The 26,159-nt window shown below is 57.8% G+C and carries 24 protein-coding genes and 1 tRNA gene; 19 read left to right on the forward strand and 6 right to left on the reverse strand.

Features of this window, described 5'->3' with window-relative positions; genetic code table 11:
* Positions 1 to 13: 13 nt before the first annotated feature.
* Entirely contained in the window at positions 14 to 2,095 is a 2,082-nt protein-coding gene (gene tkt / locus RQ935_RS00580) for a transketolase (RefSeq protein ID WP_311496745.1), read from the reverse strand.
* 96 nt (positions 2,096 to 2,191) lie between these two features.
* On the opposite strand from tkt, the gene RQ935_RS00585 reads away from it, so the two are divergent.
* The 10 genes from RQ935_RS00585 to RQ935_RS00630 all read left to right on the forward strand — a co-directional run bounded on the left by RQ935_RS00585 (position 2,192) and on the right by RQ935_RS00630 (position 12,013).
* Positions 2,192 to 3,232, forward strand: a complete 1,041-nt coding sequence (locus RQ935_RS00585) for a site-specific tyrosine recombinase (RefSeq protein ID WP_311496746.1) — start codon at positions 2,192 to 2,194, stop codon at positions 3,230 to 3,232.
* Between the two features lie 10 nt (positions 3,233 to 3,242).
* The gene (locus RQ935_RS00590) at positions 3,243 to 4,085 is read left to right on the forward strand and encodes an AAA family ATPase (RefSeq protein WP_311496963.1); all 843 of its coding nucleotides are present in this window, start codon (positions 3,243 to 3,245) and stop codon (positions 4,083 to 4,085) included.
* On the forward strand, positions 4,075 to 4,914 hold the full coding sequence (locus RQ935_RS00595) for a ScpA family protein (RefSeq protein WP_311496747.1): 840 nt from the start codon (positions 4,075 to 4,077) through the stop codon (positions 4,912 to 4,914). The genes RQ935_RS00590 and RQ935_RS00595 overlap by 11 nt, the downstream gene beginning before the upstream one ends.
* The gene (scpB, locus tag RQ935_RS00600; protein WP_311496748.1) at positions 4,905 to 5,573 is read left to right on the forward strand and encodes an SMC-Scp complex subunit ScpB; all 669 of its coding nucleotides are present in this window, start codon (positions 4,905 to 4,907) and stop codon (positions 5,571 to 5,573) included. Before RQ935_RS00595 ends, scpB begins: the two co-directional genes overlap by 10 nt.
* Positions 5,545 to 6,381, forward strand: coding sequence for a pseudouridine synthase (locus RQ935_RS00605; protein ID WP_311496749.1), 837 nt, complete (start codon positions 5,545 to 5,547; stop codon positions 6,379 to 6,381). The genes scpB and RQ935_RS00605 overlap by 29 nt, the downstream gene beginning before the upstream one ends.
* Complete coding sequence (locus tag RQ935_RS00610; RefSeq protein ID WP_311496750.1) at positions 6,378 to 7,607, forward strand: prephenate dehydrogenase; 1,230 nt, start codon at positions 6,378 to 6,380, stop codon at positions 7,605 to 7,607. Before RQ935_RS00605 ends, RQ935_RS00610 begins: the two co-directional genes overlap by 4 nt.
* Before the next feature lie 146 nt (positions 7,608 to 7,753).
* On the forward strand, positions 7,754 to 8,479 hold the full coding sequence (gene cmk / locus RQ935_RS00615; RefSeq protein ID WP_311496751.1) for a (d)CMP kinase: 726 nt from the start codon (positions 7,754 to 7,756) through the stop codon (positions 8,477 to 8,479).
* Positions 8,480 to 8,522: 43 nt separating this feature from the next.
* Positions 8,523 to 10,094, forward strand: coding sequence for a ribosome biogenesis GTPase Der (gene der / locus RQ935_RS00620; protein ID WP_311496752.1), 1,572 nt, complete (start codon positions 8,523 to 8,525; stop codon positions 10,092 to 10,094).
* A 110-nt stretch (positions 10,095 to 10,204) separates the two neighbouring features.
* Positions 10,205 to 10,278: transfer RNA gene (locus RQ935_RS00625), tRNA-Pro, on the forward strand.
* Positions 10,279 to 11,041: 763 nt separating this feature from the next.
* Positions 11,042 to 12,013, forward strand: coding sequence for a hypothetical protein (locus tag RQ935_RS00630; RefSeq protein WP_311496753.1), 972 nt, complete (start codon positions 11,042 to 11,044; stop codon positions 12,011 to 12,013).
* 97 nt (positions 12,014 to 12,110) lie between these two features.
* Here the strand turns inward: RQ935_RS00630 and RQ935_RS00635 are convergent, their stop codons facing one another.
* Positions 12,111 to 13,949 (reverse strand): long-chain fatty acid--CoA ligase, encoded by a 1,839-nt coding sequence (locus RQ935_RS00635; protein WP_311496754.1) that lies wholly within the window; start codon positions 13,947 to 13,949, stop codon positions 12,111 to 12,113.
* A gap of 168 nt (positions 13,950 to 14,117) precedes the next feature.
* Here RQ935_RS00635 and RQ935_RS00640 point away from each other — a divergent pair, with 168 nt between their 5' ends.
* Positions 14,118 to 15,524 (forward strand): hypothetical protein, encoded by a 1,407-nt coding sequence (locus tag RQ935_RS00640; protein ID WP_311496755.1) that lies wholly within the window; start codon positions 14,118 to 14,120, stop codon positions 15,522 to 15,524.
* 84 nt (positions 15,525 to 15,608) lie between these two features.
* Here the strand turns inward: RQ935_RS00640 and glnA are convergent, their stop codons facing one another.
* On the reverse strand, positions 15,609 to 17,030 hold the full coding sequence (glnA, locus tag RQ935_RS00645) for a type I glutamate--ammonia ligase (protein WP_311496756.1): 1,422 nt from the start codon (positions 17,028 to 17,030) through the stop codon (positions 15,609 to 15,611).
* A 296-nt stretch (positions 17,031 to 17,326) separates the two neighbouring features.
* Here glnA and RQ935_RS00650 point away from each other — a divergent pair, with 296 nt between their 5' ends.
* The 5 genes from RQ935_RS00650 (at position 17,327) to RQ935_RS00670 (ending at position 21,848) form a co-directional block, all read left to right on the forward strand.
* Positions 17,327 to 18,433, forward strand: a complete 1,107-nt coding sequence (locus RQ935_RS00650; RefSeq protein ID WP_311496757.1) for a thiamine ABC transporter substrate-binding protein — start codon at positions 17,327 to 17,329, stop codon at positions 18,431 to 18,433.
* A 27-nt stretch (positions 18,434 to 18,460) separates the two neighbouring features.
* A complete protein-coding gene (locus tag RQ935_RS00655; RefSeq protein ID WP_311496758.1) occupies positions 18,461 to 20,158 on the forward strand; it encodes an ABC transporter permease subunit in 1,698 nt (565 codons plus the stop codon).
* A 4-nt stretch (positions 20,159 to 20,162) separates the two neighbouring features.
* Positions 20,163 to 20,930, forward strand: a complete 768-nt coding sequence (locus RQ935_RS00660; protein ID WP_311496759.1) for an ABC transporter ATP-binding protein — start codon at positions 20,163 to 20,165, stop codon at positions 20,928 to 20,930.
* Positions 20,931 to 21,028: 98 nt separating this feature from the next.
* On the forward strand, positions 21,029 to 21,520 hold the full coding sequence (rraA, locus tag RQ935_RS00665; RefSeq protein WP_299294202.1) for a ribonuclease E activity regulator RraA: 492 nt from the start codon (positions 21,029 to 21,031) through the stop codon (positions 21,518 to 21,520).
* A gap of 169 nt (positions 21,521 to 21,689) precedes the next feature.
* Entirely contained in the window at positions 21,690 to 21,848 is a 159-nt protein-coding gene (locus RQ935_RS00670) for a hypothetical protein (RefSeq protein ID WP_311496760.1), read from the forward strand.
* A gap of 105 nt (positions 21,849 to 21,953) precedes the next feature.
* Here the strand turns inward: RQ935_RS00670 and RQ935_RS00675 are convergent, their stop codons facing one another.
* Positions 21,954 to 22,622 carry a hypothetical protein gene (locus RQ935_RS00675; protein ID WP_311496761.1) on the reverse strand — a complete coding sequence of 223 codons (669 nt, stop codon included), beginning with the start codon at positions 22,620 to 22,622 and terminating at the stop codon, positions 21,954 to 21,956.
* A complete protein-coding gene (locus RQ935_RS00680) occupies positions 22,619 to 23,323 on the reverse strand; it encodes an ABC transporter ATP-binding protein (RefSeq protein WP_311496762.1) in 705 nt (234 codons plus the stop codon). The genes RQ935_RS00675 and RQ935_RS00680 overlap by 4 nt, the downstream gene beginning before the upstream one ends.
* 227 nt (positions 23,324 to 23,550) lie before the next feature.
* Here RQ935_RS00680 and RQ935_RS00685 point away from each other — a divergent pair, with 227 nt between their 5' ends.
* Genes RQ935_RS00685 through RQ935_RS00695 form a run of 3 tightly spaced genes read left to right on the forward strand, consistent with a single transcriptional unit; the run spans position 23,551 to position 25,615 of the window.
* Positions 23,551 to 24,693: a histidine kinase gene (locus RQ935_RS00685; RefSeq protein ID WP_311496763.1), complete on the forward strand. Its 1,143-nt coding sequence runs from the start codon at positions 23,551 to 23,553 to the stop codon at positions 24,691 to 24,693.
* A complete protein-coding gene (locus RQ935_RS00690) occupies positions 24,680 to 25,354 on the forward strand; it encodes a response regulator transcription factor (protein ID WP_311496764.1) in 675 nt (224 codons plus the stop codon). Before RQ935_RS00685 ends, RQ935_RS00690 begins: the two co-directional genes overlap by 14 nt.
* A 27-nt stretch (positions 25,355 to 25,381) precedes the next feature.
* A complete protein-coding gene (locus tag RQ935_RS00695; RefSeq protein WP_311496765.1) occupies positions 25,382 to 25,615 on the forward strand; it encodes a hypothetical protein in 234 nt (77 codons plus the stop codon).
* A gap of 72 nt (positions 25,616 to 25,687) precedes the next feature.
* Here RQ935_RS00695 and RQ935_RS00700 read toward each other — a convergent pair whose 3' ends face one another.
* A complete protein-coding gene (locus tag RQ935_RS00700; protein ID WP_311496766.1) occupies positions 25,688 to 26,014 on the reverse strand; it encodes a hypothetical protein in 327 nt (108 codons plus the stop codon).
* Positions 26,015 to 26,159: the final 145 nt, after the last annotated feature.

The following is a 26,159-nucleotide window of genomic DNA, read 5'->3' on the forward strand; positions in this document are numbered from 1 at the left end:
ATTTCTATTGTGCTTACAATTTCGCCATACTTTCTTTCGCTTTCGCGACCACGTTTTCTACAGTGAACCCAAAGTGGGCAAAGTTATCCTCACCGCTTGCCGGAGTACCGAAAGTTTCCACCGACACCGCTTGCCCCGCATCTCCCAGATAGCGATACCACGGCATCGCCAGTCCAGCCTCGATAGACACCCGGGCGCGGATTGAAGCGGGCAAGACCGATTCCCGATAGGCCGCGTCCTGTTCTTCGAACCACTCCAAGCACGGCAGGGAAACGACCCGAGCCGCCACGCCCTCTTGAGCCAGTTGTTCTCCGGCCTGCAAAGCCAGAGCGACCTCAGAACCGGTCGCCAGCAAAATGACCGTGGGATTGTCCCCAAAGTCTTTCAGCACGTAACCACCGCGCGCCACATTTTTTGCACTGGCCAAGCCGGTGTCCGCCCCGCGCGCGGGATTGGGCAGATTTTGACGGCTCAGCGCCAACCCGGCCGGGCCGCGCCGCCGCATAATCTCTAACCAGGCGTACGCGGTTTCCGCGCCGTCCGCGGGACGTACCACCGCCAGGTTCGGAATGGCGCGCAAGCTGGTCAGCGTCTCTACCGGCTGGTGAGTCGGTCCGTCCTCGCCAACCCCGATAGAGTCGTGGGTCCACACGTACGTGACCGGCAGCTTCATCAGCGCTGACAGGCGCACCGCGCCGCGCATAAAGTCAGAGAACACCAGGAAAGTCCCCGCGTAGGGGCGGGTTAAACCGCTGGTCGCGATGCCGTTGAGAATCCCTGCCATAGCGTGTTCGCGCACCCCGAAGTGCAGGTTGCGGCCCCATTCGCTGACCTTCGTCCACGCTTTTGTGGCGCGGTCGGCGGGAGCAAAAGACGGTTCGTCGGCGATGGCGGTGTTGTTAGAGCCTGCCAGGTCCGCGCTGCCGCCCCACAACTCGGGCAGCACGCCGGCCAAAGCATTGATGACCTTGCCGGAGGCGGCGCGGGTGGCGATTGCGCTGCCGGGTTCGAACTGCGGCAACGCCGACTCCACATCGGCGGGCAGCTCCCCATCCTGCAGACGTTTCAGCAACGCGGCCTGCTGCGGGTGGGATTGCTGCCAAGCGGCAAAGCGCGGATCCCACTCAGCCCGGAACTCCCGGGCGCGTTGGGCGACGTTTTCCCTGGTCGCAGCGACAATTTCGGCAGGAATGTCGAACATCTTAGTGGGATCCAGCCCCAGTGCGGCCTTAAGACCCTCCAGCTCTGAAGTGCCCAGAGCGGAGCCGTGAATGCCGCCCTGATTCTGTTTGTTCGGCGAGGGCCAGCCAATAATGGTGCGCAACTTAATAATGGAAGGCCGTTTCGTTTCGGCTTTTGCGGCCTCGAAAGCGGCGAACAGAGCCTCCAGGTTTTCCACGTAAGACCCATCGTCTTGCACCCAGGACACTTCTTGGTAGTGCCAACCCTGGGATTCAAACCGAGCGCGAATATCCTCGATAAAGGCAATCTCAATATCGTCCTCGATAGAGATGCGGTTTTCGTCATACAGATAGATGAGGTTTCCGAGTTCCTGAGTACCCGCCAGAGACATCGCCTCGTAACTGATGCCTTCCTGCAGGCAGCCGTCCCCGGACACCACATAGATGTGATGGTCGAAGGGGCTTTCACCGGGGGCTGCGTCCGGGTCCAGCAGCCCGCGCAGACGGCGCTGTTCCATCGCCATGCCGACCGCGGCCGCGATGCCGGTGCCCAAAGGTCCAGTAGTGACTTCCACACCGGGCTGGTGACGGTATTCGGGATGTCCGGTCAGCAGCCCGCCCGATTGACGGAACTTTTTCAGGTCCTCGAGCTCTATCCCGTAGCCAGCCAGGAAGAGCTGCACATACTGTAGAGCTGAGGCGTGCCCGGCACTGAGAACGAAGCGATCTCGACCCAGCCACCAGGGATCTGACGGATCGCTGCGCATCACATACTGGTAGAGCAGATAAGCGGCGGGAGCCAAAGAGATCGGGGTTCCCGGGTGTCCGTTACCGGCGTTTTCTACCGCGTCTGCCGCCAGAGCCTTGGCGGCTTTAATCGCCTGTTTGTCCAGTTCGCTTGCCACAAAAGTCATAACTCATCACCTAAATTGTCGGAAAGTCGGATAAATACTCGCGGTTTTTGTCCCGTCACTCGATACTATAAAAAAACCGGGTGAAAGGGGGAGGATATGGGCTCGCGACCTGCCCCCACTTTTGAGTGTCCCGAACGGTTGGACCCTCAACCCTACTTGGACTATCTGGCGGTAGAGCGCGGCGCTTCCCCGCATACCGTGGCGGCCTATACCCGGGACTTGCGTCGTTACGTGACGTTCCTGGTCGACTACGGTGTCAAAAGTCTCGATGAGGTGACCTTGGCGGTGTTGGAGGCGTTTGTGCGTGCCCTAGAAGCGGGTTTTGGCGACTATGCCGCGGTGGCGCCCTCCTCGGCGCGCCGTGCCATCGCCAGCGTGCGCTCTTGGCATCGCTATGCTTATGAAACCGGCGCGGCTCGCTCGAACCCGACGAAAGGCATCGCGCCTGCCAAGGTCAGCGCGCATTTGCCCACGGTGTTGACCGTGGAGGAAGTCCAAGCCCTGCTGCAGGCTGCCAGCGCGCCCGGCGATGGTAATGCGTTGCGAGATCGGGCGCTGCTGGAGTTCCTCTACGCGACGGGAGCCCGGATTTCCGAGGCGGTTAATCTGGCGGTGGATGATATTGACCTCGATGAGGAGATTCCGCTGGTCCGACTGTTCGGCAAGGGCCGCAAGGAACGCCTGTCCATGTTGGGCCACCTGGCCAAAGACGCCCTGGAAGCCTACTTGGTGCGGGTGCGCCCGGGCTTGGCAGAAAAGGGTCGTTCACGAGGGCGGGTCTTTTTGAATACTTTGGGGCGCCCTCTCAGTCGGCAAAGTGCCTGGGCAATTATCCAGTCCGCGGCGCAGCGCGCCCAGATTACTGTTCCGGTTGGTCCCCATACCCTGCGGCACTGTTTTGCCACGCACCTATTGCAGGGCGGCGCGGACGTCCGGGCAGTTCAGGAGCTGCTGGGTCACGCCGCGGTGACCACCACCCAGATTTACACGAAAGTCTCGAACGACATGCTCCGGGAAGTCTACGCTTCAGCACATCCGCGTGCGCGATGGCATCGCGAAGCGAGTGAGCTATCGTGTTACGGCGGTGGTGGCATGTCAAGGGAACAACTTTGGGTAAACTGTAACGGTGAATGCTAACCAACCCGCGATGATGCCTGTTCCTGATACGGATAAAGAGTTTCCGGTCCCGAAGTCCCTCAAAGGCCACGGTCCGGCGCGGATTATCGCCATGTGTAACCAAAAAGGCGGGGTTGGCAAAACTACGACTTCCATTAACTTGGCAGCAGCCCTGGCGGAATACGGTCGCAAAGTCCTGCTGGTCGATTTCGATCCGCAGGGAGCCGCCTCGGTCGGTTTGGGCATTAACGGTCACGAGATGGACACCACTATCTATTCCCTGATGGTCGGCCCGCACCGCGACTTGACGACTGCCGATGTCATTCACCACACCAACACGGAAAACCTGGACATCATTCCGGCCAACATTGACCTTTCTGCCGCGGAGTTGCAGCTGGTAAACGAAGTGGCGCGGGAATCTATCCTGGCTCGAATCCTGCGAGAAGTAGAGCCGGAATATGACGCGATTATCATTGACTGTCAGCCGTCACTAGGTTTGCTCACGGTCAATGCTTTGACGGCGGCTCACGGGGTGATTATTCCGGTGTCTACCGAATTCTTTGCCCTGCGCGGAGTAGCGCTGCTGATGGAAACTATTGAAACCGTGCGTGACCGGTTGAACCCGAAACTGCAGTTGGACGGCATTTTGGCGACGTTGGTGGACTCGCGGACCCTGCACTCCAAGGAAGTTCAGGAACGCCTGCTCGAAGCGTTCCAAGACAAAATGTTTTCCACCGTCATCAAACGCACCGTGAAGTTCCCCGACTCCACCGTGGCGACCCGGCCCATCACCGAATTTGCCCCCACCCACGATGGTGCCCAAGCCTACCGCCGCTTGGCGCGCGAAGTGATAGCCAAGGGCTATGTCGCCTAACCCTGACCCGAACCTGCCCGACACGTCCCCGGACAACCAAGAACCGGCGGACTTGGACGCAGCGGACACCCCCGCTTTTGAAGTCCATTCACCCGAGTACACCGGACCGTTTCACCTGCTGGCGGACTTGGTCGCGAAACGCAAGCTGGACATCACCGCTTTTGCCCTCGCCGAAGTGACTGCGGATTTCCTCGCTTATCTGGATAAATGGCCCAATCTGGCCGAAGCGACGGAATTCCTGGTCATAGCGGCGACCCTGCTGGACATAAAAGCGGCGCGGCTCTTGCCGGGCATGGCTGACAGTGAGGAGGACCTGGAACTTCTGGAAGCCCAGGACCTGCTGATTTCCCGGCTCATTCAATATCAAACCTATAAAGAAGCCTCGAACTTCGTCGAGGAGCAGCTGCAGGCTTTTCAACTGGTGACCGGACGTGTGCCGGGCGACGAGCCGGCTTTGAAACACGTCTTGGCGGAACTGAAAACCCAGATAGATCCCGAGGAGTTGGCCCGCCGCGCCGCCGGAACTCTCTACGCGGTTCCTCCGCAAGTCCTGGTCGCCCACCTGCACGATCCGCTCGTCTCGGTTCATGAGCAAACCGCGGTGCTGACCGAGCGCCTGGAACGAGCCCGCACCCTCACGTTTAAAGAACTCGTGGCGGACGCCAAAACCCTGCCGGTAGTCATTTCGCGGTTCTTGGCGCTGTTGGATATGTACCGCTCCGGGGTATTGAGTTTTACCCAGGAAAAACCTTTGGGTAAGTTAGTTATCATCTGGGTCGGCTCCAGCGACAGCGAGCCCACACCCCGCAATGAGGACGAATGGGAATGAGCGACAACCAAGACTTGTGGGCTTCCCTAGAAGCTATTTTGATGATTACCGAAGCGCCGGTGGGTGTGGACGTGTTGTCCGTAGCCCTGCAGACCCCAGAGACAGAGGTGTGCGCCGCCCTGCAGGGGTTGGCTGCGGAATATCGCGGTGAAGGCGGGGAGGGAGCCCTGTTCGGACGCCCGCGCGGATTTGAGCTGCGGGAAGTCGGCGGCGGGTGGCGTATCTACGTGGCGCCACGGTTTCAGACCTTGGTGCAGCGTTTCGTCACCTTGGGTTCCACCGGTCGGCTCTCACAAGCGGCGTTGGAAACTTTGGCGGTAGTGGCTTACAAACAGCCCTGTACCCGCGCCCAAGTCGCCGCCATTCGCGGGGTGAACGTGGATTCGGTAATGCGTAACCTGGCGGCGCGCGGGCTCATCGAGGAATGCGGACAAACGAACCTTGGAGCTTTGCTGTACCGCACCACCGCGGCTTTCCTGGAACAGACCGGACTGGACAGCCTGGATCAGCTGCCGCCCTTAGCTCCATATATGCCGGCTAATCCTGACCTATCCCAGGTTTTGGCGGCGGAAACGGCCGACATGCTGTGGGATGCTCAAACCCAACGCAGTGCGGACGACAGCGAAATCAATGACACAGAAAGCAGTACAGATGACTGAGTCGGAAACCAAAAACACCGTTACCAGTGCCGACACGCCCTTGCCCGAGCCGGAAACTGAAACCCAGACCCGCCCCGAAGCCACCAGCGAACCCGAGCGCCTCCAAAAGGTATTGTCCCGCGCCGGGGTCGCCTCGCGGCGAGCCAGCGAGGACTTGATTGCGCAGGGTCGCGTCCAGATTAACGGTGAAACCGTGCGCGAAATGGGAGTAAAAGTCCTGCCTACGGACCGGATTACCGTGGACGGCCAGCGTGTTCACACCGATACAGTCCTGCAGGTCTGGGCTTTTCACAAGCCCGTTGGCACCGTTTCTTCGATGCAGCCCGAGGACGATCGGCCCTGCATCGGGGACTGGGTGACGAAACTGCCCGAGCGGGTCTATAACGTGGGCCGTCTGGATGTCGCCACGGCGGGACTGCTGCTACTGACCAACAACGGCGAGCTGGCGAACCGAATCATGCACCCGTCGTACGAAGTCCCGAAAACCTACGTCGCGGTGGTGCAAGGCCAGGTCAAGATGGGTTTGGGTAAGGTATTGCGCCGTGGGGTCGAGCTCGAGGACGGCACGGTGAAAGTCGACAAATTCAAACTCATCGAAGTGCGCAAGGGTTCGTCTATTGTGCAGCTGACCCTGCATTCAGGCAAGAACCGCGTGGTGCGTCGCCTGCTCTCTGCGGTGGGCCACCCGGTGTCTGCCTTGACCCGCACGGGAATTGCCAACCTGACTTTGGATGGCCTGAAAGAAGGCCAGTTCCGGCTGCTGCACGGCAATGAGCTGGCCGCCCTACAAGAAATGGTGGGACTATGAGCGACGCATTACCGCAATCCGCCCCGCAGCCCGGTGTCGCCGTGGTCGGCACGCGGGGACCGGTGTTAATTATCGGTGTCGGTTTAATAGGCGGTTCTATCGGGTTGGCGCTGTTCCGCGCGGGAGTGGACGTTTACCTGCGAGATGCGTCCCCGACGGCGATGGCTTTGGGTGAGAGCCTGGGAGCCGGCCGGGTCTGGCAGGACGGCCTGCCCGCGCCTTCTCTGGTTTTGGTCGCGACCCCTCCCGATGTGACTGCCGGTGTCGCGTTGGCGGCTTTGCGGGAGTTTCCCGCGGCTTTCGTGTTTGACGTCAGTTCCGTGAAGGACGCGGTGGTGCACGAGGTCGTGGCGGGGGACTGCGCCGCGGCGCCGCGCTATTGTTCGGTGCATCCCATGGCTGGCAAGGAAGTGAACGGCGTGGGAGCTGCCACCGCAGACTTATTCGCTGGTCGGCCCTGGGTGGTGGTGGCGCATGAGACTACCCGCCCCGACGCGGTATTGGCGGCGCGGACTTTGGGGACAGACTTGGGTGCGTTCCTGTTGACTTTGGACGCTGACGAGCACGACCGGGCGGTAGCTTTGGTTTCGCACGTGCCCCAGCTGGTGTCCTCCCTGATGGCGGGGCTGCTGGTGACGGCACCTCCGGCCGCTTTGGAACTGGCTGGAGGCGGCTTGCGCGACGTAACCCGCATCGCGGCCTCGGACCCGCGGCTGTGGAACGCTATCTTGGCGGGAAACGAAACCGCGGTGCGCGAAATCCTGGTGGAACTGCAAGGTAACCTGCAGGCTCTCATCGCCGGACTGAGCCCGGATATTCACTGCGATACCGGCGACCCGGACGGTAATCCAACCGAAACAACCCCGCCCACCCGGCCTTGTGACCCCTCCCAGACTAGCGAGCGCACCGCCTGGAATTCTCCCGCGGTGGGCGCAATTAATACTGTGTTGGTGCGCGGAAATGAGGGCGTGGGCCGGATTCCCGGCAAGCACGGTGATGCCGCCTCGAAGTACGGGGTGGTGGCGGTGCTGGTCCCGGATGAGCCGGGTTTCCTGGGACGTTTGTTCAACGATATGGGTTCAGCCGGCATCAACGTGGAGGATTTTCGCCTGGAACACTCGTTGGGACAAGCGCGCGGGTTGGCCTACCTGTATGTGACACCGGCTTCGGTAGAGCCGCTGATGGCACACCTGTCGCAACGGGGCTGGTCCCTGGCCGAGGTTTGAACCGGGGAGCGCTTAGCGCCGGATTCTTTCGGCAAAACGGGTCATTACAAGCCCTTTTGCCTGTAAAATAGGCTTGCTTAGGGCGTTACCGGTTTCAATGTGGAATACTGGAACGTTGCTAAATACCTGGAAAGTGTAGGGGAGTCATGGAATACGCGAACTATGAGGCATTGCGCGAAAAGATTTTGGGGCGCGGGGTGGTGGTCGCCATCGACGGACCCAGCGGTTCGGGCAAATCCACCATTTCGCGCAACGTGGCGGCAGCCCTCGATTTGGGCTACCTCGATACGGGAGCGATGTATCGCGCCGCGGCCTGGGGGGTGGAGCACCGCGGGGTGGATCTCAACGATCCCGTAGCCATCGCAGCAGCAGTGCAGGCCATGAAGTTCACCGTCAACGCGGTTCCCCACGCGCCCAGGATTTTTGTGGATGATGTCGATGTCATGCACGTGATTCGCACGGACCACATCAACACTATCGTGTCCGCTGTCTCGAGCGTACCGGAGGTGCGTACCACGCTGATTGCGCTGCAGCGCGACATCATCGCCCAGGCCCGCGAATCTACTCGCGGTATCGTGGTGGAAGGCCGGGACATCACCACCGTGGTGGCTCCGGATGCACAAGTGCGGATTCTGCTGACTGCCAACGCGGCGACGCGGGTCAGTCGGCGGGCTTTGGCCGATCAAGGTGACGCTCAGAGCGAAACTCTGGACCGGGAACGCGCCTTGGTGTTGGACCGCGATGCCCGCGATGCCAAAGTCACTTCCTTCCACGCGGCCGCCGATGGGGTGACCAAGGTAGACTCCACCGATTTGAGCGTGTCGCAAACTTTAGATACGGTTATGCGTCTGATTGATCAGGCGACGAATTGAGACTTGGCCCGAATTTGGCCAGGCCGTAACGCACGGGGGAATAATGACCGAGGAAACTACCGGAGACACCGGGGACGCGACGCTGTCTGAACAGCCCGCTCCGATTGCGTCCAACGATGAGCTTCCTGATGAGGAATACGAAAACTTTGTCGACGATGGCACGATAGACCCCGCAGACGCAGCGCGTGATGAAATGCTGCGCGAGGGGCTGCAAGATTACGACTTGGAGCCGGAGGATTTGGATCTTCTGTCCGGGGATATGACGCTGGACGCCGCCGGACTGCCCGCCGCTCCAAACTGGCCCACCCTGGCCGTGGTGGGTCGACCCAATGTCGGCAAATCCACCCTGGTGAACCGCATTTTGGGACGCCGCGAAGCCGTGGTGCTGGACGAACCGGGAGTGACGCGAGACCGGGTCACTTATGATGCCCACTGGAACGGACGCAATTTTCATCTGGTTGATACTGGCGGCTGGGACGTGGGGGTTTCCGGGCTGGACCGGGCGGTCGCGGACCAGGCCGAAATTGCGATTGACCTGGCGGACGCCGCTTTGTTCGTGGTGGACGCGAACGTGGGGGCGACCGCTACCGATGAGCGTTTGATGAAGCTACTGCGCCGTTCCGGCAAGCCCGTGCTGCTGGTGGCTAATAAGGTTGACTCGGATCGTCAAGAGGCCGATGCCGCCGCCCTGTGGAACCTCGGCATGGGTCAGCCCTACCCGATTTCTGCCCTGCACGGGCGGGGTACAGGTGACTTGCTGGACGCCATTTTGCAGGCGTTGCCCCAGGCCGGAGCCACACCAGTGACCCGTGCCGAAGACTCTACGCCGCGGGTCGCCCTCGTGGGCCGGCCCAACGTAGGCAAGTCCTCGCTGCTGAACGCCCTGTCCGGGGCGGGACGAGCCGTGGTGTCAGAGGTTCCCGGCACCACTCGTGACCCGGTAGACGAGGTCTTGGAGCTGGACGGTCAGCAGTGGGTTTTTGTGGACACCGCGGGGGTGCGACGGCGGGTCAAGCGCAGCGTGGGTGCGGATTACTATTCGGTGCTGCGCACCCAAGCCGCCATCGAAAACGCTGATGTGGCGCTGGTCTTGTTGGACGGGGGAGAACCCCTCACGGAACAAGACGTGCGGGTCGTGAACCAGGTCGTCGAGGCAGGCCGGGCCTTAGTGCTGGTCAACAACAAGTGGGACCTGGTGGACGAATATCGCCAGGGCGAACTGAAATACGAGCAAGAGGCGGACTTGGCGCACGTGTCTTGGGTGCCCAAGATTAACGTCTCGGCGAAAACAGGGTGGCACACGAACCGGATTGCCCGGGCATTGCGAGCGGCCTTGGAGGGGTGGACCATTCGGATCCCGACCTCGCGTTTGAACGCATTTTTGGGCGAGCTGGTGGCGGCTCATCCCCATCCGCTACGCGGCGGCAAACAGCCGCGTATTCTTTACGCCACCCAGGCGGGGGTGTGTCCGCCTCGTTTTGTCCTGTTTACTACCGGTTTCCTTGACCCGCAGTACCGACGTTTCATCGAACACCGCCTGCGGGACACTTTTGGTTTCGTAGGTACCCCGGTACGCATCGGGGTGCGGGTGCGCGAAAAGCGGAAAGGCCGCTAGGATTTCCGCGATTTTCCAATGATTTATTCTTTTTTCAAGCGTCCGGGGCGGCAGCGTTTTTCCCTTCGGTTGCCAATAGGGTAAAGTGTCTATGTTGCTTTTTGGGCAATCGGGCTGTGGCGCAGTTTGGTAGCGCACTTGACTGGGGGTCAAGGGGTCGCAGGTTCAAATCCTGTCAGCCCGACAGTTTGTTTAACGGGTGGCTCCTTTTTGAGCAGAGGCGGATTGGGATTGCCGGTTCTGGATTCCGGTTCGCTGAGAACGAAATTTTGGCCTCAATTTCACATTCAACAAATAATCTAAACAGTCGCTAGATTTTGGAACTATGTTCACGGAATGAATACAAAATACCTTCGCGCTGTCGGCCGTCACGTGAGAGGCGATTGTCCCTGGACTCAGCTCAAATCTGAGGGTTAGCTGAAAAAACGCCTAAATTCGCCGAGCGTTCCTGAATGCCTGAGTATTTTTGGTAAATCTCTTAAGAATTCGGTGGTGGTCAACGGGGGAATTTTCGGTCGTTTTGCCGTAGCGCGCCAACCAGAGCCTCCCCAACCGGATAAATGCCTTCTCACGTGGGATTTTGTCCCAAAACTGGGCTGTGGCTAAGTTCGAATGTGAATACAAAGATGATTTTAATGTCAGGTCAAATGACCCCTTTGTTCGCATCCTATAAATGTGATATTCCTCACATAATAGATTGATTCCTTACCCCCTGGAAATGTTTTAAATGGTGATAATTCAGCGATTTTTCCTGTAACCCAGCTTAAAACTTACTGAGATGAAAAATTTGACTTTATTTTGGGGGGTTGGGTGGAGCAATCAATCGGCGTAATTAGGCCGAAATCGACTATACTTGTGAGTACGGGTTGACTGTAATAAGGGTAACCGGAAGGCAGCAACTGAAGAGCGATATACAGGGTATCGCTGGAGCATGGAGGTCTCCGATCATGAAAAATTCACATAAGCTTTACGCCGCAGGAGGCGGCTTACTTATAGCTGCGGTGATGGGCTTCGCTCCGTCTTTCGCGGACGATGGCACGCAAGCTGCACTCGAAACTGATCCCGCTATAGAGGTGGCAGGCGCTACTGCTGCCGATAACGACATTACTGTCGCCGGTACTGAGGAAACTGAAGAAGCCACGCAGGAAACTGAACCTGTAACTTCAGAAGAGGCCACCTCAGAACCTGCTCCGGGTGAGGAACCCGCCGCGCAGGAAACTACACCAGCCCCCGAAACCACCGAAACGGAAGTCTCTGAAACTGCTGAGGAACAGACTGCCGCTCCTGCCGAAGAGGGTACTGATACCCAGGCTGAGCCTGCTGAGGAAACCGTTCCGGCCGAACCTCAGGCTGAGGAGCCTGCTCCTGCCGCCGAGCCCGCAGAACCTGCTGAGCCGGCAGAGCCTGCCCCGGCGCAAGTCGTTCCCGTTACTTACGTGGTGCCTCATTACAGCGCAATGGCTCCGGTTTCCACTCCGGTCGCGGCTCCTGATCCCCAGGCTCCCGCTCCGTTGCTGACCATGGCAAAGACCGAAAACACTCCTCCGGCTGACCCCAACGGTCAATCCCAGGTTGTGTGGTTTGAGCTTCCGGAACCTGCCGGCCCGGCTTTGGTTCCCGGTCAGACCACCCCGTTGCTGAATTCGGCCGTTTCTGAGGCTCCGGCAGTCAACGCGAACGTAGTTCCTGCTACTACTGTCCAGGCCTCCGCCGTTCAGGCCGCCCCTGCTCAGCAGGCTCAAGTTAATCGGGCTCAGGCCGTCTCCGAAGCTGGCTCTTTGAGCCGCTCCTTGGCTCGCACCGGCTCCGTTGCCCAGTATGCTGCTTTGCTCTCTGTCGCTGCCCTGATTGCCGGCGTCGGATTGCTGGCTGGCGCAGTCGCCACCACGCGTCGCCGCGCCAGCGAGGTTGAACGGTAACTCGTTCAATCCGAATAACTAAAACCTCCACTGGTTGGACCCGCCGCGTGCGGGTCCAACTTGATTTAAGCCCTCAATGCGTCATCCCGCGCCGAGTCTATTTCGCGTAGATAGCTTCGATTTCTTTGGCGTATTTTTCAATGACCAGTTGCCGGCGAACTTTTAAGGATGGCGTCAACAGGCCATTGTCCACGGTAAAGTCGCCGATAATAACCCGCACTTTGCGGATGGACTCGGCCCTGGAGACACTGGCGGAAGCTCGCTGGGCGCCTTTCATCAGTGATTCTTGGACAGCGGGGTGCAGGGCGGCAGTAGCTGGATCCATGGGCGGAAGTTTGTGGTTGGCCAGCCACGTGGGCAGCATTTCTCGGTCCAAAGTCACCAGAGCCGACACAAACGGCCTTTTGTCTCCGATAACGACCACGTTAGAAACCAGCGGGTGACCGCGGAACGAGTCCTCCAACGGCGCCGGAGAGACGTTCTTTCCCGAGGCTGTCACGATAAGTTCCTTCTTGCGTCCAGTAATGCTGAGAAAACCGTCGTCGTCGATTTCGCCCAAGTCTCCACTGGAGAACCATCCGTCGGGGTCCAAAGCCTCGCGGGTCGCCTCGGGGTTGTTGCGATACCCGCGCATCACCACGTCGGACCGGACAAAGATTTCCCCGCTGTTGTCAAGTTTGATTTCCACTCCGGGCAGCGGGCGCCCGACGGTGCCGATTCGGATATTGCCAGGAAGGTTGCCGGTAACCGGTCCGGCGGTTTCTGTCAGACCCCAGCCCTCAATGACAGTCAAGCCCACGCCGCGGAAAAAATGCCCCAGACGCGCGCCTAGGGGAGCACCACCGCTGATGACCCAGCGGCAGTCTCCACCCATCAGCTCCAAAAGTTTAGAAAACAGCAGCTTGTCCGCAATCGCGTGAGAACGATGCAAGCGGAATCCCACAAACTTGCGGTTTGGATCCTCTAAAGCTTCCGAGTAATGAATGGCTTGCGCCACCGCCCAGCTGAAAATCGTGTGTTTCAAACCGCGACCGGCCTTGACTTGGGCAGCGGTATAAATTTTTTCCAAAACCCGAGGCACCACAATCATGCTGGTGGGACGGAAGGATTGTAGGTCGTTCAGCAGGTTTTTTACGTTGGGGACGCAGCCCAGCATGCCCCGCCCGGAGAGTACAGTGTAGGAACTGAAACGGGCAAACACGTGAGCCAGCGGTAAAAACAGCAGCATACGGGTCTTTTTGTTGTCGATGACTTCGGGCAGGCAGTCCCCAATCATCAAAGCCATATAGACGAAGTTGCGCTGGGTCAGCTCCACGCCTTTCGGTTTGCCAGTCGTACCAGAGGTATAGACGATGGAGAGCAGCGAATCGAGATTGACCGCGGACAAACGTTCCCGAACTTCCTGTTTGCGGATGTTGGTTCCTTTGAGGCGAATCTCGTCCAGTGCCCCGTCCTGGAGAGCGGCCACCCCGCAATCTACAGCCCTTCCGGTGGACTCAACCAAACGGGTCTGAGTCGCGGTTTCGGTTATGACAAAACGCGCCCCAGTATCTTCCAAAATCCAGTCCACCTGGGCAGCCGAATCAGTTTCATAGATGGGAACCACTGTCAAACCAGCCGACTGGGCAGCGTAATCTAACAAGATCCAATCGTAGGAGGTCCCGGCCATGATGCCGATGCGGTCCCCGGCCTGAAGGCCCATACCGATAAATCCGCGCGCTACATCGATAATTTGGTTCGCCATAGTGGAGGCGGTAATCTCTTCCCAGCCATCACCGAAAGGCTGCGGCCGCATCATTACGACGGCCTGGGGAGTGCGCCGCGCGCGAGTGAAAAACAGGGCAGGGATGGAATCGTTAGGTTCCAAGCTGACTTGGGCGGGGGTGGCGTAATAATTCGTGGTCAACAGAGCCTCCTGAATCAATAGGTTTAACATACCGCAAAATAGGTCGAAAGATAGAACATAGTATTTGGCTCAACCGCGCCGAAATGGTGGACTTTGTGGCTGCGGAGCCTCATAATGAAACCAGCAGAGCCGATGTAAGACTTATCAAATCGGCGGAAATAACTACTTAAAGAAATCTGATCGAAAGGGGGAGCATCCATGAGTATACCTGCGGTTGGCCCCTCCTTTCCGCTAGGAAATCCGGGGGTTGCTAATGTTGCCAATGCGGCTAATGCCGCCCAAAATGCCGCAACTGCCGCTCAAAACGCCCAAGCTGCGGTTAATAATGCGGCAGCGAATATGGGGGCGGCTGTCCAGCAAAACCTGAGTGCTACCGGCACGCCGATTCCGCAAAACTCTGCCGCCATCGCCAATATCGTGGCGGGTCTGGCGTCGGCCCAAAACACTTCTGAGGCCGCCACCGGAAAACCCAATCCGGCGTCCGCCCAATCTAACGCCTCCCCGGCTACTCAGCTGTTGCCCAACACTGGAACCTCCGGCACCAACCTTGACTCCGCGTTGCAAAACTCCCGCAGTGCCTGGCAAAACGCCGCCGGGCAAGCCGCCACCCAAAAGGGTGGGGCGAATCCAGATTCTTTAGCACGAATGCTGCAGACCTTTTCCCAATCCACCGTGTCTCCCGGCACGGTACAAACGTCTTTGGGACGCGCCCAGATTATTCCTCCCGGACAGGGGGCGAACCTTTACGCGGCGGCCCAAAATGGCGGAGCCGCAGCCACGGGGAACCCAGCTACCACCGCAAACCCCGCCTCTGCCGCGGGAGCTGCTAACCCGGGTACAGCTGCGGCGGGCACTACCGCCCAATCCGCCATGCCCACCCCGGCTAACGCTGCGGCCAGCGCAAATACCGCCGCTCCCGCCACTTCCGCACAAGCGGCGGCCGCACAGCTGGCCGGCGCCCAAACGGCTACGCAGACAGCTGCCGGAGCGGCGACCCTGCGGGCGGAAGGAGCCCAGACCCAGGCGGCTCCTGCTCCCGCGAACCCGACCGGTACTCCTGCAAGCGTTCCCGGGGGACCGGCGGTTCCGGCCGCTTTGCCCGAAGCTGCGGTGCGCCAAGCTAACGTGGCTCAGGCCAACGTTCAGCAGGCCGTTGCGCAGGCGGCGGCGTCGGCCAGCGAAGGCAAAACCGCGGCGGCACATCCCCAAAACCAGGCACGCAACGCTGCCGTAGGCCCCGACGCCAATCTGGCACCCGCTTTGCCAGCCCCGATGACGCCCCAGGATCCAGCCCCGAAAGCCGGCCAGTTAGGTACCAGCGTTAGTGGCGTGTCGGAGGATCCGATGTATATGAGCCAAGTCGCGGCGGCCAGCGGATTTGGGGCGAAACTGCAGCAAAGCCTGAACTTGAACCTGGGTATCGCCAACCTCACAGCCGGCAACCTCATCAGTTTTTGCGGCGTGCTGGTGATAACCCTGGTCATCATGCGAGTGTTTGTTGACGGCGTGGTTCCAGAGGAAATTGTCGCGCTGAGTTTCGCCGCCATCATCGGGATTATGCTGATGATAGGGCCGTGGCTAATGCGGGGAAAACCTGGGGATTAAAACGCGCCGCCGCCACCCGGAATCTGGTGACGGCAACGCGAAAGTGCGGCAGGTCCCTTGTGAACCCGCGGAAAACGGCAACTATTAGCAGTTGTAGTACAGTTCAAACTCCAGCGGATGGGGATGCACGAACAACTTTTGCACCTCATTTTCGCGCTTCAGCCGAATCCAGGTCTCTAACAGGTCAGTCGTGAACACGTCGCCTTCGGTGAGGAACTCGTTGTCGTCCTCTAGGGCGTGCAGCGCCAAATCCAACGACGGCGGTAGTTTGTCGATGTCGCGGTACTCCTCAGGAGGAAGTTCGTAAAGGTCTTTGTCGATGGGCTCGGCCGGCTCGATACGATTGCGAATCCCGTCCAGACCAGCCATCAGGATGGCGGGGAAAGCCAGGTAGGGGTTCGCCGAAGTATCGGGTACGCGGTACTCGACACGCTTCGCTTTCGGGGAAGTCCCGGTGACGGGAATGCGAATGCAAGCCGACCGGTTACGCGCCGAATACACCAAGTTCACCGGGGCTTCGAAGCCCGGCACCAGGCGGCGGAAAGAGTTGATGGACGGGTTCGTAAACGGCAGAATCGCGGCCGCGTGACGCAGCAACCCGCCGATAAACCAACGTGCCAGGTCAGATAGGCCGCCGTAGCCGTTTTCTCCGTAGAACAGGGGATTGCCGTCTTTCCACAGAGACACGTGGCAGTGCATTCCCGAACCGGCCTGACCCCACAGCGGCTTGGGCATGAAAGTCACGGTCTTGCCCAGTTCGATAGCCTTGTTCTTCACGATGTATTTGAACACCGTGAGGTTGTCCGCGGCGTGCAGCAGCGTGGAATAGGTGTAGTTGATTTCCTGCTGGCCCGACGCCCCGACTTCGTGGTGGGAGCGTTCGATTTCAAAACCGGTCTCTTGCAAGGCGCGCACAATGGCGTCCCGGTCATCGGCGGTGGCATCCATCGGGGGTACCGGGACATAGCCAGCTTGGAACGGCATCTTGTTGCCCAAGTTGTGCCCGTCCTCCCAATCGCCGGAGGTCACGGGCGATTCCTTAGAACCAATTTTTACGAAAGTATCGTGCGGATCGGTGCGGAACTGGATGGAATCAAAAATGTAAAACTCCGGTTCGGGAGCCAAGTACGCCGTGTCGGCGATGCCGGTGGACTTCAGGTAGGCTTCCGCTTTCTGGGTCACGCCGCGCGGATCGCGGGAAAACGGTTCGTTCGTAAAGGGATCCACGATGGAGGAATACAGCACCAGGGTCGGTTCCCGTCGGAACGGATCGACGAAAGCCGCGGTGGGATCGGGAATCAGCTTCATGTCGGACTCGTGAATCGCGGTGAAACCGTTGATGGACGAACCGTCAAACATCATCCCGTCAGTGAGCGTTTCCTCCAGCATATTTGTGGGGATGGTAAGGTGCTGCATAGTCCCATAAAGGTCGGAGAAGCGCACATCGATGAAACGAATGTTTTTTTCTTTCACAAAATTAATTACTGATTGCGAATCATTAAACATTCCGGAACCTCCTGCAAGGTAAAAATTATTACATATTTACCTCTCTATTTTTACCTTTACCCCCGAGGTCCGCCAAATCGGCGCGCTTCCAGATTTTGCCTGACGATGGCATATACTTAGAGGCACGACAGGGGAGCGAAATTCGCTGAGAGTGCCGTGGCTTCGTGCGTTGCACGAGTCTGGCAGACCCTCGCACCAGGCAAGTAATGTTGCCGAGGAAGTCGAGTAAATCTCGGTTTACGTCGCCCAGGACGTGAACTTTTCCCCTGCTCTTACTGATTATAGAAAGGGCAGTTATGTTTTCTATTACTCGTGGACCAGCCTCGTCCCGGACTTTGGCAGCGTTGGCCGCAGCAGGGTTGTGCGCGGCTTTGCTGGCGGGTTGCAGCGATTCGCGTCCGGCCGATAGCGCCACCAGCACCCCGGGAACCGACCAGGACAAGTCCAGCAGCACGGTGACCCTTGTGACCTATGATTCATTCCCTCTGAGCGATGAAACGGCCGCCGCCTTCACCAAGAAAACCGGTTACAAGTTAAAGGTGGTTAAGAACGGCGATGGGGTAGAGCTGACCAACAAGCTGATTTTGACCAAGGACGCGCCGTTGGGAGACGCCGTGTTTGGTTTCGATAACAACACCGCTCAGGCCGCTGTTGATGCCGGAGCCCTGGCTGATTTCACCGGGAAACTCGCTCCCAGCGTGCAAAAGGTGCGCGGGGATTCGAAACAGTTGGTTCCCGTGGACCGCGGCGAGGTTTGCGTGAACTACGATGTCGCCTACTTCCAAAAGAAAGGCCAGCAGCCCCCGGCGACCTTCGATGACCTGGCGAAACCTGAATACAAGAACCTCACCGTGGTGGAGGATCCTCGCACGTCCACGCCGGGCCTGGCTTTCCTGCTGTCCACCATCAACGCCAAGGGCGAAAACGGGTGGACGGACTACTGGAAGTCGCTGAAAGAAAACGGGGTCAAGTCCGTGGGGTCGTGGGACGATGCCTTCAACGTCGATTTTACGGCGGGTTCTAATGACAACGGCAGCGCGGCTTACCCCGTTATGGTGTCTTACGCTTCGTCCCCGGCTTGGGCAGTCAGCGATGACGGGAGTGTTTCCACCATCGGTAATGTGCCGGCGACTTGCTACCAGCAGATTGAATACGCCGGGGTGCTGAAAGGTGCCAAGAACCCGGCGGGTGCCGCGGCGTTGGTCCAGTTCCTGACCGAAGAAACGGCGCAAAAGGACCTGACCGAGAACAACTACATGTACCCGGTGTTGGATTCGGTGCAGCTGCCGGAGGCTTTGGCCAAGTTCGGTGCCCCGTCGGGTCAGGCGGCCATGTTGAAAGAATCTGACGTGGTTAAGAACCGCGAAGCCTGGGTGCGTTCCTGGGCCTCGATTATGGGCTAGTCGTCCCTAGTGTTCGAAAGGCGATAAATGGAAAAGACAGCCCCCAGGGTGGCTATAGCGGTGATGGTTTTCCTGCCGCTGGCTTTCCTGGGGCTGTTTTTTCTGTGGCCGACCTTGCGGATTATCGGCCTGGGTTTGAGCGGTGCGGCGACTGGCCTCGGTTCCGGTGGTAGTGCTGGCTTTGGCGGGGCTTTGCGCGAGATGCTCGGTCGAACCCGGACCTGGACGACCCTGTTTTGGACCCTGGAGATGGGTCTGCTGGGGACTATTTTTTCAGTTTTCCTGGGTGTGGCCGGGGCTTGGGTGCTCTACGGGCTGCGGATTCCGGGGCGTCGAGTGTGGCGCACCCTCACCGGGGTGCCTTTCGTCCTGCCCTCCGTGGTGGTCGGGGTGGCGTTCCAAAACCTGTTGGGGCCGGGCGCTCCCTTGGGTTTCCTGGGTCTGTCCGAGAGCCGTGCCGCGATTATCTTGGCGATGGTGTTTTTTAACTTTTCCCTGGTCGCGAGGATTGTCGGCAACGCTTGGATGCGTTTGGATCCGCGTCCCGCACAAGCGGCGCGGGCGCTGGGGGCCAGTCCGGCGCGGGCGTTCTTGACCGTGACCCTGCCCCGGCTGGGGCCGGCGATTTTTGCCGCGGCTTCCCTGGTGTTCCTCTATTGCATTACGTCTTACGGCCTGATTCGGGTGCTGGGTGGGGTAAAAATCACGACGTTGGAAGTCGAGATTTATCTGGAGACCGCCAGTTACCTCAATCTTTCGGGAGCCGCAGTTTTGTCTATCCTGCAAATTCTCATCGTGTTAGCGGCTCTGGGTATTAACGGCATCGCGCGAGCGCGTTTTGAACGCGCGGGGGCGTTGCGCACCGTGCCGCCCCGGCGAGTGCGTCGCGAGGATATTTTCGCGCTGGTCTTGACCGGTTTCGGGATCTTGTTGGTGGCGCTGCCGCTAATTTTTATGGTGGTGGCTTCGCTGCGTTTGGCGGGTCGTTGGACGCTGGCGAACTATCGGGCTTTGGGCCAGCCGGGAATCGTGGCGCAGCTACCGGGCACGGCTTGGGGGGCGTGGGGGTATTCCCTGCAGGTGGCGTTGCTGTCCTGCGTGATTTCCCTGGTCATGGGGTTATCGGTGGCTCTGGTCGTGTCGCGCCGAGTACCGTCAAACTCGCGGTGGCGCGGGGCTCAGGAACTGTTCGATATGCTGTTTTCCTCTCCCCAAGGGGTTAGCGCGGTTACGGTGGGTTTCGGAATGTTGATAACTTTGCAGGCTCCGCCGCTTTCTCTGCCCGCTAACGCGGCGTTTCTGGCGGCCGCACAAGCGGTGGTGGCGGTGCCGCTGGTGTTGCGTTCGGTCTTGCCGACCTTGCGGGCCATCAATCCGCATCTGCGGGAGGCGGCCGCGACTTTGGGGGCCAATCGTCTGCAGTCTTTCGTCACGGTGGAGCTGCCCATTTTGGCGCGGGTCAGCGGGGTCGGGGCTGGTTTTGCTTTTGCAATCTCTCTGGGGGAGTTCGGGGCGACCAGTTTCTTGGCTAGGCCGCTGGAGCCGACACTGCCGGTGGCAATTTTTGCTTTGAGTTCCCGTCCGTCCGCGCAGGCACAAGGGGCGAGCGCCGCCGCGAGCGTGGTGCTGGCGCTGACTTGTGCGTTGGTCATGTTTGTGGCGGAAAACGGTTTTACCCTGTTGACGCGAGACCCGCGGCGGCGACTGTCCCATAAAGGAGAATAAACACGTGAACGATATTGCCCACCCGGGCTTGTGCCTGCGGCAAGTGACCTTTTCCTACCCGCCAAACCGACGCGGTGAGGCTCCCATGCCGGTTTTGCAGGACGTGGACCTTGACGTGGACCGGGGCGAAATCATGGTGCTGCTGGGACCCTCCGGCTGCGGGAAATCAACCCTGCTGCAGGTTGTGGCGGGATTGTTGCCAGCCGATTCCGGCACCCTGACCTGGGACGGGGTCAACCAGGAGCCCATTCCCACCCATCGGCGCGGATTCGCGATGCTGTTCCAAGACGGGCAACTGTTTGCCAACCGCAACGTGGAACGCAATGTCGGTTACGCCCTGGAACTGCGCCGCCCACGCCCTAGCAAAACGGAAATAGCCGCCACAGTTGCTGAAATGCTGCAGCTGGTGCGGTTAGAGGGCATGGAAAAACGCCGTGTCGACACGCTTTCAGGGGGGCAGGCCGGGCGAGTCGCCCTCGCTCGCGCCCTGGCGGCCCGGCCGAAACTACTGCTACTCGATGAGCCTCTTTCCGCCCTTGACGAACAGTTGAAGTACGAGTTAGCCGCCGAAATCCGCGACATTGTGAAACGCAGCCACATCACCGCTGTTTACGTGACCCACGATCAGGCAGAGGCGGCTCTTGTGGCGGACCGGGTGGGGATCATGCTCGCTGGGGTGGTTCGTCAGACCGGCACGTTGGAGGAGCTAAAAGCCCACCCGGAGACCCGTGAAGTCGCCAAATTCCTGGGGATCGGCTTTCCTCACCGGTAGTTCGAGAAATTCGTTAGACTGGTGACGCCAGCGCCCCGAGACCGGTGTATTCGTACCATTCTTGCGGTATGCAGTGGTGTTTCGGAAAGGAAACGACAATGAAACAAGACATGATAGCCCCCCTCGCCACCACGGATTTGTATGACGAATACGGTGACAAGCTGCGAGTTTGCGATATTCAGATGAAAAACTTTGGCGGGCATAAGGCTTTCGCCGGCCAGATTACAACAATCCACTGCCACCTCGACAATGGCCTGGTGAAAGCCACGCTGAACTCGCCGGGGGAGGGCCGGGTCCTGGTCGTTGACGGAGAAGGCGACCTGCGCACGGCCTTGTGCGGAGACATGATTGCGGGTGCCGCGGTAAAGAACGGTTGGGCTGGGGTCGTCATCAATGGGGCGATTCGTGACTCGGCAACGATTCGCGGTCTGGCCCTGGGCATGAAAGCGCTGGGCACTACCCCTCGTAAATCCGCCAAAGACAGCGTGGGGGAAACCGATGTGGAGCTAAACTTCGGGGGCATCACGTGGCGCCCCGGAGACATCTTGCACGCCGACATGGACGGAATCGTTTTGCTGCCAAAAGAGTAAGCCAACGCCCTGGTGAATAGAGGTCCTAAGCCCCCTTATCGTGATCAAAATATGTAAGGTGCGCCAAACTCCGTGGTGCCTCATGTCAATTTGAGCGTGAATGTTAAGTTGTGCGTCTTTTTGAAGTGTATTGGGTTTTGTTCCTACTCGTTTTTGAGAGGATTGGGGCATGGTTAAGAGGTATTCTCGGGTGTTTAAGGATTGGGCGGTGCGTATGCTTGTGGATTGCTTAGCTGGTGATGGCTTGTGTTCTCAGTGGAGGGCGGTTAATGAGATAGCTCCGAAGCTGGGGGTTGCAAACGAGTTATTGCGCCGCTGGTATGAGTAGCATTTGGTTGTTACGGGCGAGCGGCAGGGGTTCACGCGTGAAGAGCATGAGGAAGTCAAACGGCTCAAACGTGAGAATGCGCAGCTGCGTAGGGCGAATGAGATTTTAAAAACAGTCGATTTTCCGCACCTTCTGCCTGGTCAATATTCCCAATACGGCAGCAACACCCAGACAAAAAACAGCGGTACTACTGCCTGCGATTAAGGACACCCAGACTGGACCGCTATTTGCCAGTGTATTCGGAATCAGGCAGGCCCAAATAATACCGTTCAACACCGTTGCGCGCGTGGACCCGGATATAACCCCAACGCAAGCACCGATTATTGCCATGCTAAAAACTGAGATGGCCAAAATTGCCGCGTAGCATAGCGGCGTCAGTAAAGAGATTCCCGAGATGGCGCAATAGATTGATTCAGAGATCCAAAATCCTATTGCTACTGAGCCCGCGCCTAGCGCAGAGTGCAAATGCAACTTATTTTGAAACACTTTTGTCCTACCACCTGGGAGGCTAAACAGGAAGGAGCGTTTGTCTGGAAGGTAATCGTAAACAACGCCGTAGGATACTATCCAGCTCACGTATATCGTAGCGATGAATAACGTAATCGCGGCAGGTATAGAGATGCTCAGGGTTAGTGGAAACGGCCCGAGAGAAGTCGCCTCATCCACGCCAAGCAACCTAAAAAATAAAGAGAACACCAGCGGTAGTGTCAAGGAAAGCGACCCTAATATTAAAAAAGGTTTTTTGTTCAAAATACGCCATTCGTACTGTTTCATTGTTTCACCTGTGCGTTAATCAGAGTGGAATATTTGTTAAGGAAAGCATCATATTCATTGCGTTTGACGCAGGAGTCTGTGAAAGAACCTTGGTTCATGAAGAAAATCCGATTCGCTAATGAAGATACGAGGGGAAAATCGTGGCTCACTAAAATTGTCGTTGTTCCGCGAGCAGTAGCAGAACGAATGATTTCGACAAATCCCTCTACACCGGAAGCATCGATTCCGGTGGTTGGTTCATCCAACAATAACAATTCTGGCTGATTCGCGAGCGCTAGACCTAAAGCCAGTCTAGAGCGCATCCCTGTTGATAGTTTCGACAAAGGGATATGTGTTTTCTCAAGCAGCCCTACCGTCTGGAGAATATTCTCCGGAGTTACATGGGTTACCTCACCGTAAACCAACCGAGATTCCAGCAATTCAAGACAACTACGCGCGTCTTCCCCCTTAGGCAGTGACAGATTCGTTCCCATTATGCTGAGGTACCAATCGGAAGATTTTCCGTCAACTTTCCGGTTTTGGAAACTGAAGCTGCCGGAAGTAGGCCAAATTAATGTGGCAAGAATTTTCAGCAGCGTGGACTTACCAGCACCATTAGGACCGATGATTGCCACGATTTCTCCGGGCTCAGCTAAGAAACTGATATCGTCAACCAGGATTTTGCCATCCACCGACTTGACCAAGTTTTGTGTTTCTAGCATTTTTACTTCCTTCTGGACATTCCAACTAAACAAAGCGTCAAGGTTACGCAAAGCCAGACAATCAGAGTAAACAATAGTCTGTTCGAATCAGGCAAGGGTTGAGGGTCTTTTTCAGACTAACAACGAACATCAAGCGTGTGAATACCCCAAAATCGGGGTATTGCAAAAACTTCCTAGCGGAAGTAGCCTCTGATAGGATGTGACCTGCTGCGAACTGGGAAGTCTTCATGAGATATTTTGAGTCATTGGGGCCGCAGAAATCAGTCTGGGGCTATCGTCTCGGAATGCTGTTGCTTATAGTCCTTGCTTTGGGGGTTGACCTCTTTTTATTCCAGGTTCCGCCCCGCCCAACAAGCTTGATTGCCGCTGCCATTCTCAGTATTTCATCGATAATATTCCTGTTTTGGCCCCGCCTAGGTGGCTGGATCTATCTCTTAGCGGATGCAATTTTTGTGGCTCTACCCAGCTCCTCCGTGGGAATGCTGGGATATCTGTGCATGGCCGTAATCTTTCTATGGGGGTGGCGTAGGTACTATGTCGATGCCGCACTCGCAATTATCCTCCTTGCGGCGAGCTTCTTCCTGGGCGCACCGCTCTATCCAGCAACGAGCATTCTTACGTCCATACTGCTTATTGCCAGTTTCACTGCTGGGTATATGCTGCGAAGATACGTTGATGAACGTGACGGCGCTTTGAACCAGTTATGGAATCAAAAGCTCCAAACCATCCAAGAAACCCAGGCCTTCCGTGATGGTTTATCAGTGCAACTGCACGATTCAGTGGCTGGGACTCTTTCCATTGTGGCGTCTACCGCTGAGGTAATTTGCGGGGAACTACCATCCGATTCACCCACGAGTTCCAAGGCAGAACTATTGCGTCAAGAAACGAGAAACGCTCTTAGCGAGTTGCGAGAGATTATCCAACTGTTAGACACCAGGCAGGATCAAAAAGAAATCCGCCCGCACCTCAAAAAAGAACTGGACAGGGCCACCAGCGTCGCCGCCGGGGCGGGGCTTCGCCTCGAGCTGGATTCCAGCGGGCAAGAACTTAAAGCGCTGCCTGATTACATCGAGAATCAACTAATCACTATTTTGCGCGAAACCATAACCAATGCAATCAAATATGCTTCCCCCAGCGCGCCGGTGACCCTAAGCATTTCTCGCAGCGGCAACTTCGTGGAATTTATGATGAAAAATCGGGTATCTGAAGAGGTTCAGGACGCAGTGATGAGTTCCGGGAAAGGCCTTCTACAGCTAGAAAAGCGCCTGGATGATTCCGGGGGCAGCCTCGAAGCGTGGTCGAGCAACGGTTGGTGGATTGTCCACGCAGAGCTACCCATCGAGCAGGGGGACTTTAATGCAAAACAATAACGATTCAGTGTTGCGGGTGATTTTTGCCGATGATGACCCCCTCTATATGGAGCAGGAAAGTATTCTCCTCCGTAGACAGCCGAGCCTAGACCTGGTTGGTACGGCTAATTGCGGGACTACACTGCTGGAATTGGCCTCGCGAGTCGAGTGGGATGTGGTACTGCTGGATATTGGGATGCCTGGTTTAGATGGTATCGCCACTTTGCAACGGCTCCTAGAACAGCGCCCTGAAGCGGTGGTACTCATGCTGACCGCTTTTGAGCGTCCCGAAACCTTACGCCAGGCGCTCGAGACCGGGGCTAAAGGATTTTTGACCAAGGACACACCGTCAGAGGAAATCGCCGAGCTCATTCACCGCGCTTATAAAGGAAAAACCGTGTTGGACGACCGCCCGTTGGATATGCTGCGAGACTTTTACCTGCAAGGAGAGCCTGAACCTGTTGACCCCGAATTTGCCCGCCGCTTAGAGGATCTGCCTCCGCGACTGCGCAAAGTTGCCGATTGTCTGGCCCAGTCAATGACAAACCGGGAAATCTCCCGAGCGACTGGGCTCGCCGAAAACACAGTCGGAAGTTATGTCCGTGATGTCATCACCGAACTCGGAGCCCGGCGCGGCGAAATCGCCGTGAAAATGGGGCAACTGGAATTAAGGACGGAGTAACTCCTAAACGTGTAACTGACCACCGACATGAAAACGAACACTTGGAGCTCTGCTGATGGCGATGGGCGATTATGCGAAGAAAAGCACCCCCTTGTGAAGTGCCTGCGCTCCAGTGGGGCGGACTGGGCGTTTTTCCGCGACCCGGACCGCAACCTCATCGAGATCATCGACCTGCACGTCACCCGGCTTGCTTTGGGCAGCCTCGGTTGCATAATCGGCGAGACCTTCAAACACACCACCATGGCGAACTTCTATAAATGAGTCATGGGGTCTTGCTTTTTGACTCATTTTTTCGCGAACTTCAATAAGTAGGAACCTAAAACGTAGCTATGCTTAGAGCACTGGCACACTGCCAGTGCTCTGAGCATAGCTGTATTTTCGGCGCTGATGTGCTTTGCGATCTATGCACATTAGGGTTTCAACAGTTCCAGTCGAACCAGTCAGTTTGTCGGCCGGTATTGCAGCATTCGTTCTCGTGTCAGCTACGGCGATGAGCCGGGCGGACGCACCCCAGCCGTCACTGGAATCGTTGAAAATCAGGAACGAGACGTTCTCCTCAAAAGGGGTGTGGTCGATAGTGAAATCGGTCATCTCGAACACGGAGCGTTTCACCGCATCAACGGCGGCATTGTGCGCTTCTGAGTCAGGTGGCAGGTTCATGTGAGATTCCTTCGATTCATCTAATTAGGTATTAAACCAGCAACTCGCTCTATGAGGAGCCGTGACTCGACGGACCTCTGGTAACGTTGCCAGCGAGCGGAGTCAGCCTGCTCATCTCCAAGACAGCACGGATTCCCGCGTCCGC

The organism is uncultured Mobiluncus sp. (genome assembly GCF_963511525.1).
GTDB lineage: Bacteria > Actinomycetota > Actinomycetes > Actinomycetales > Actinomycetaceae > Mobiluncus.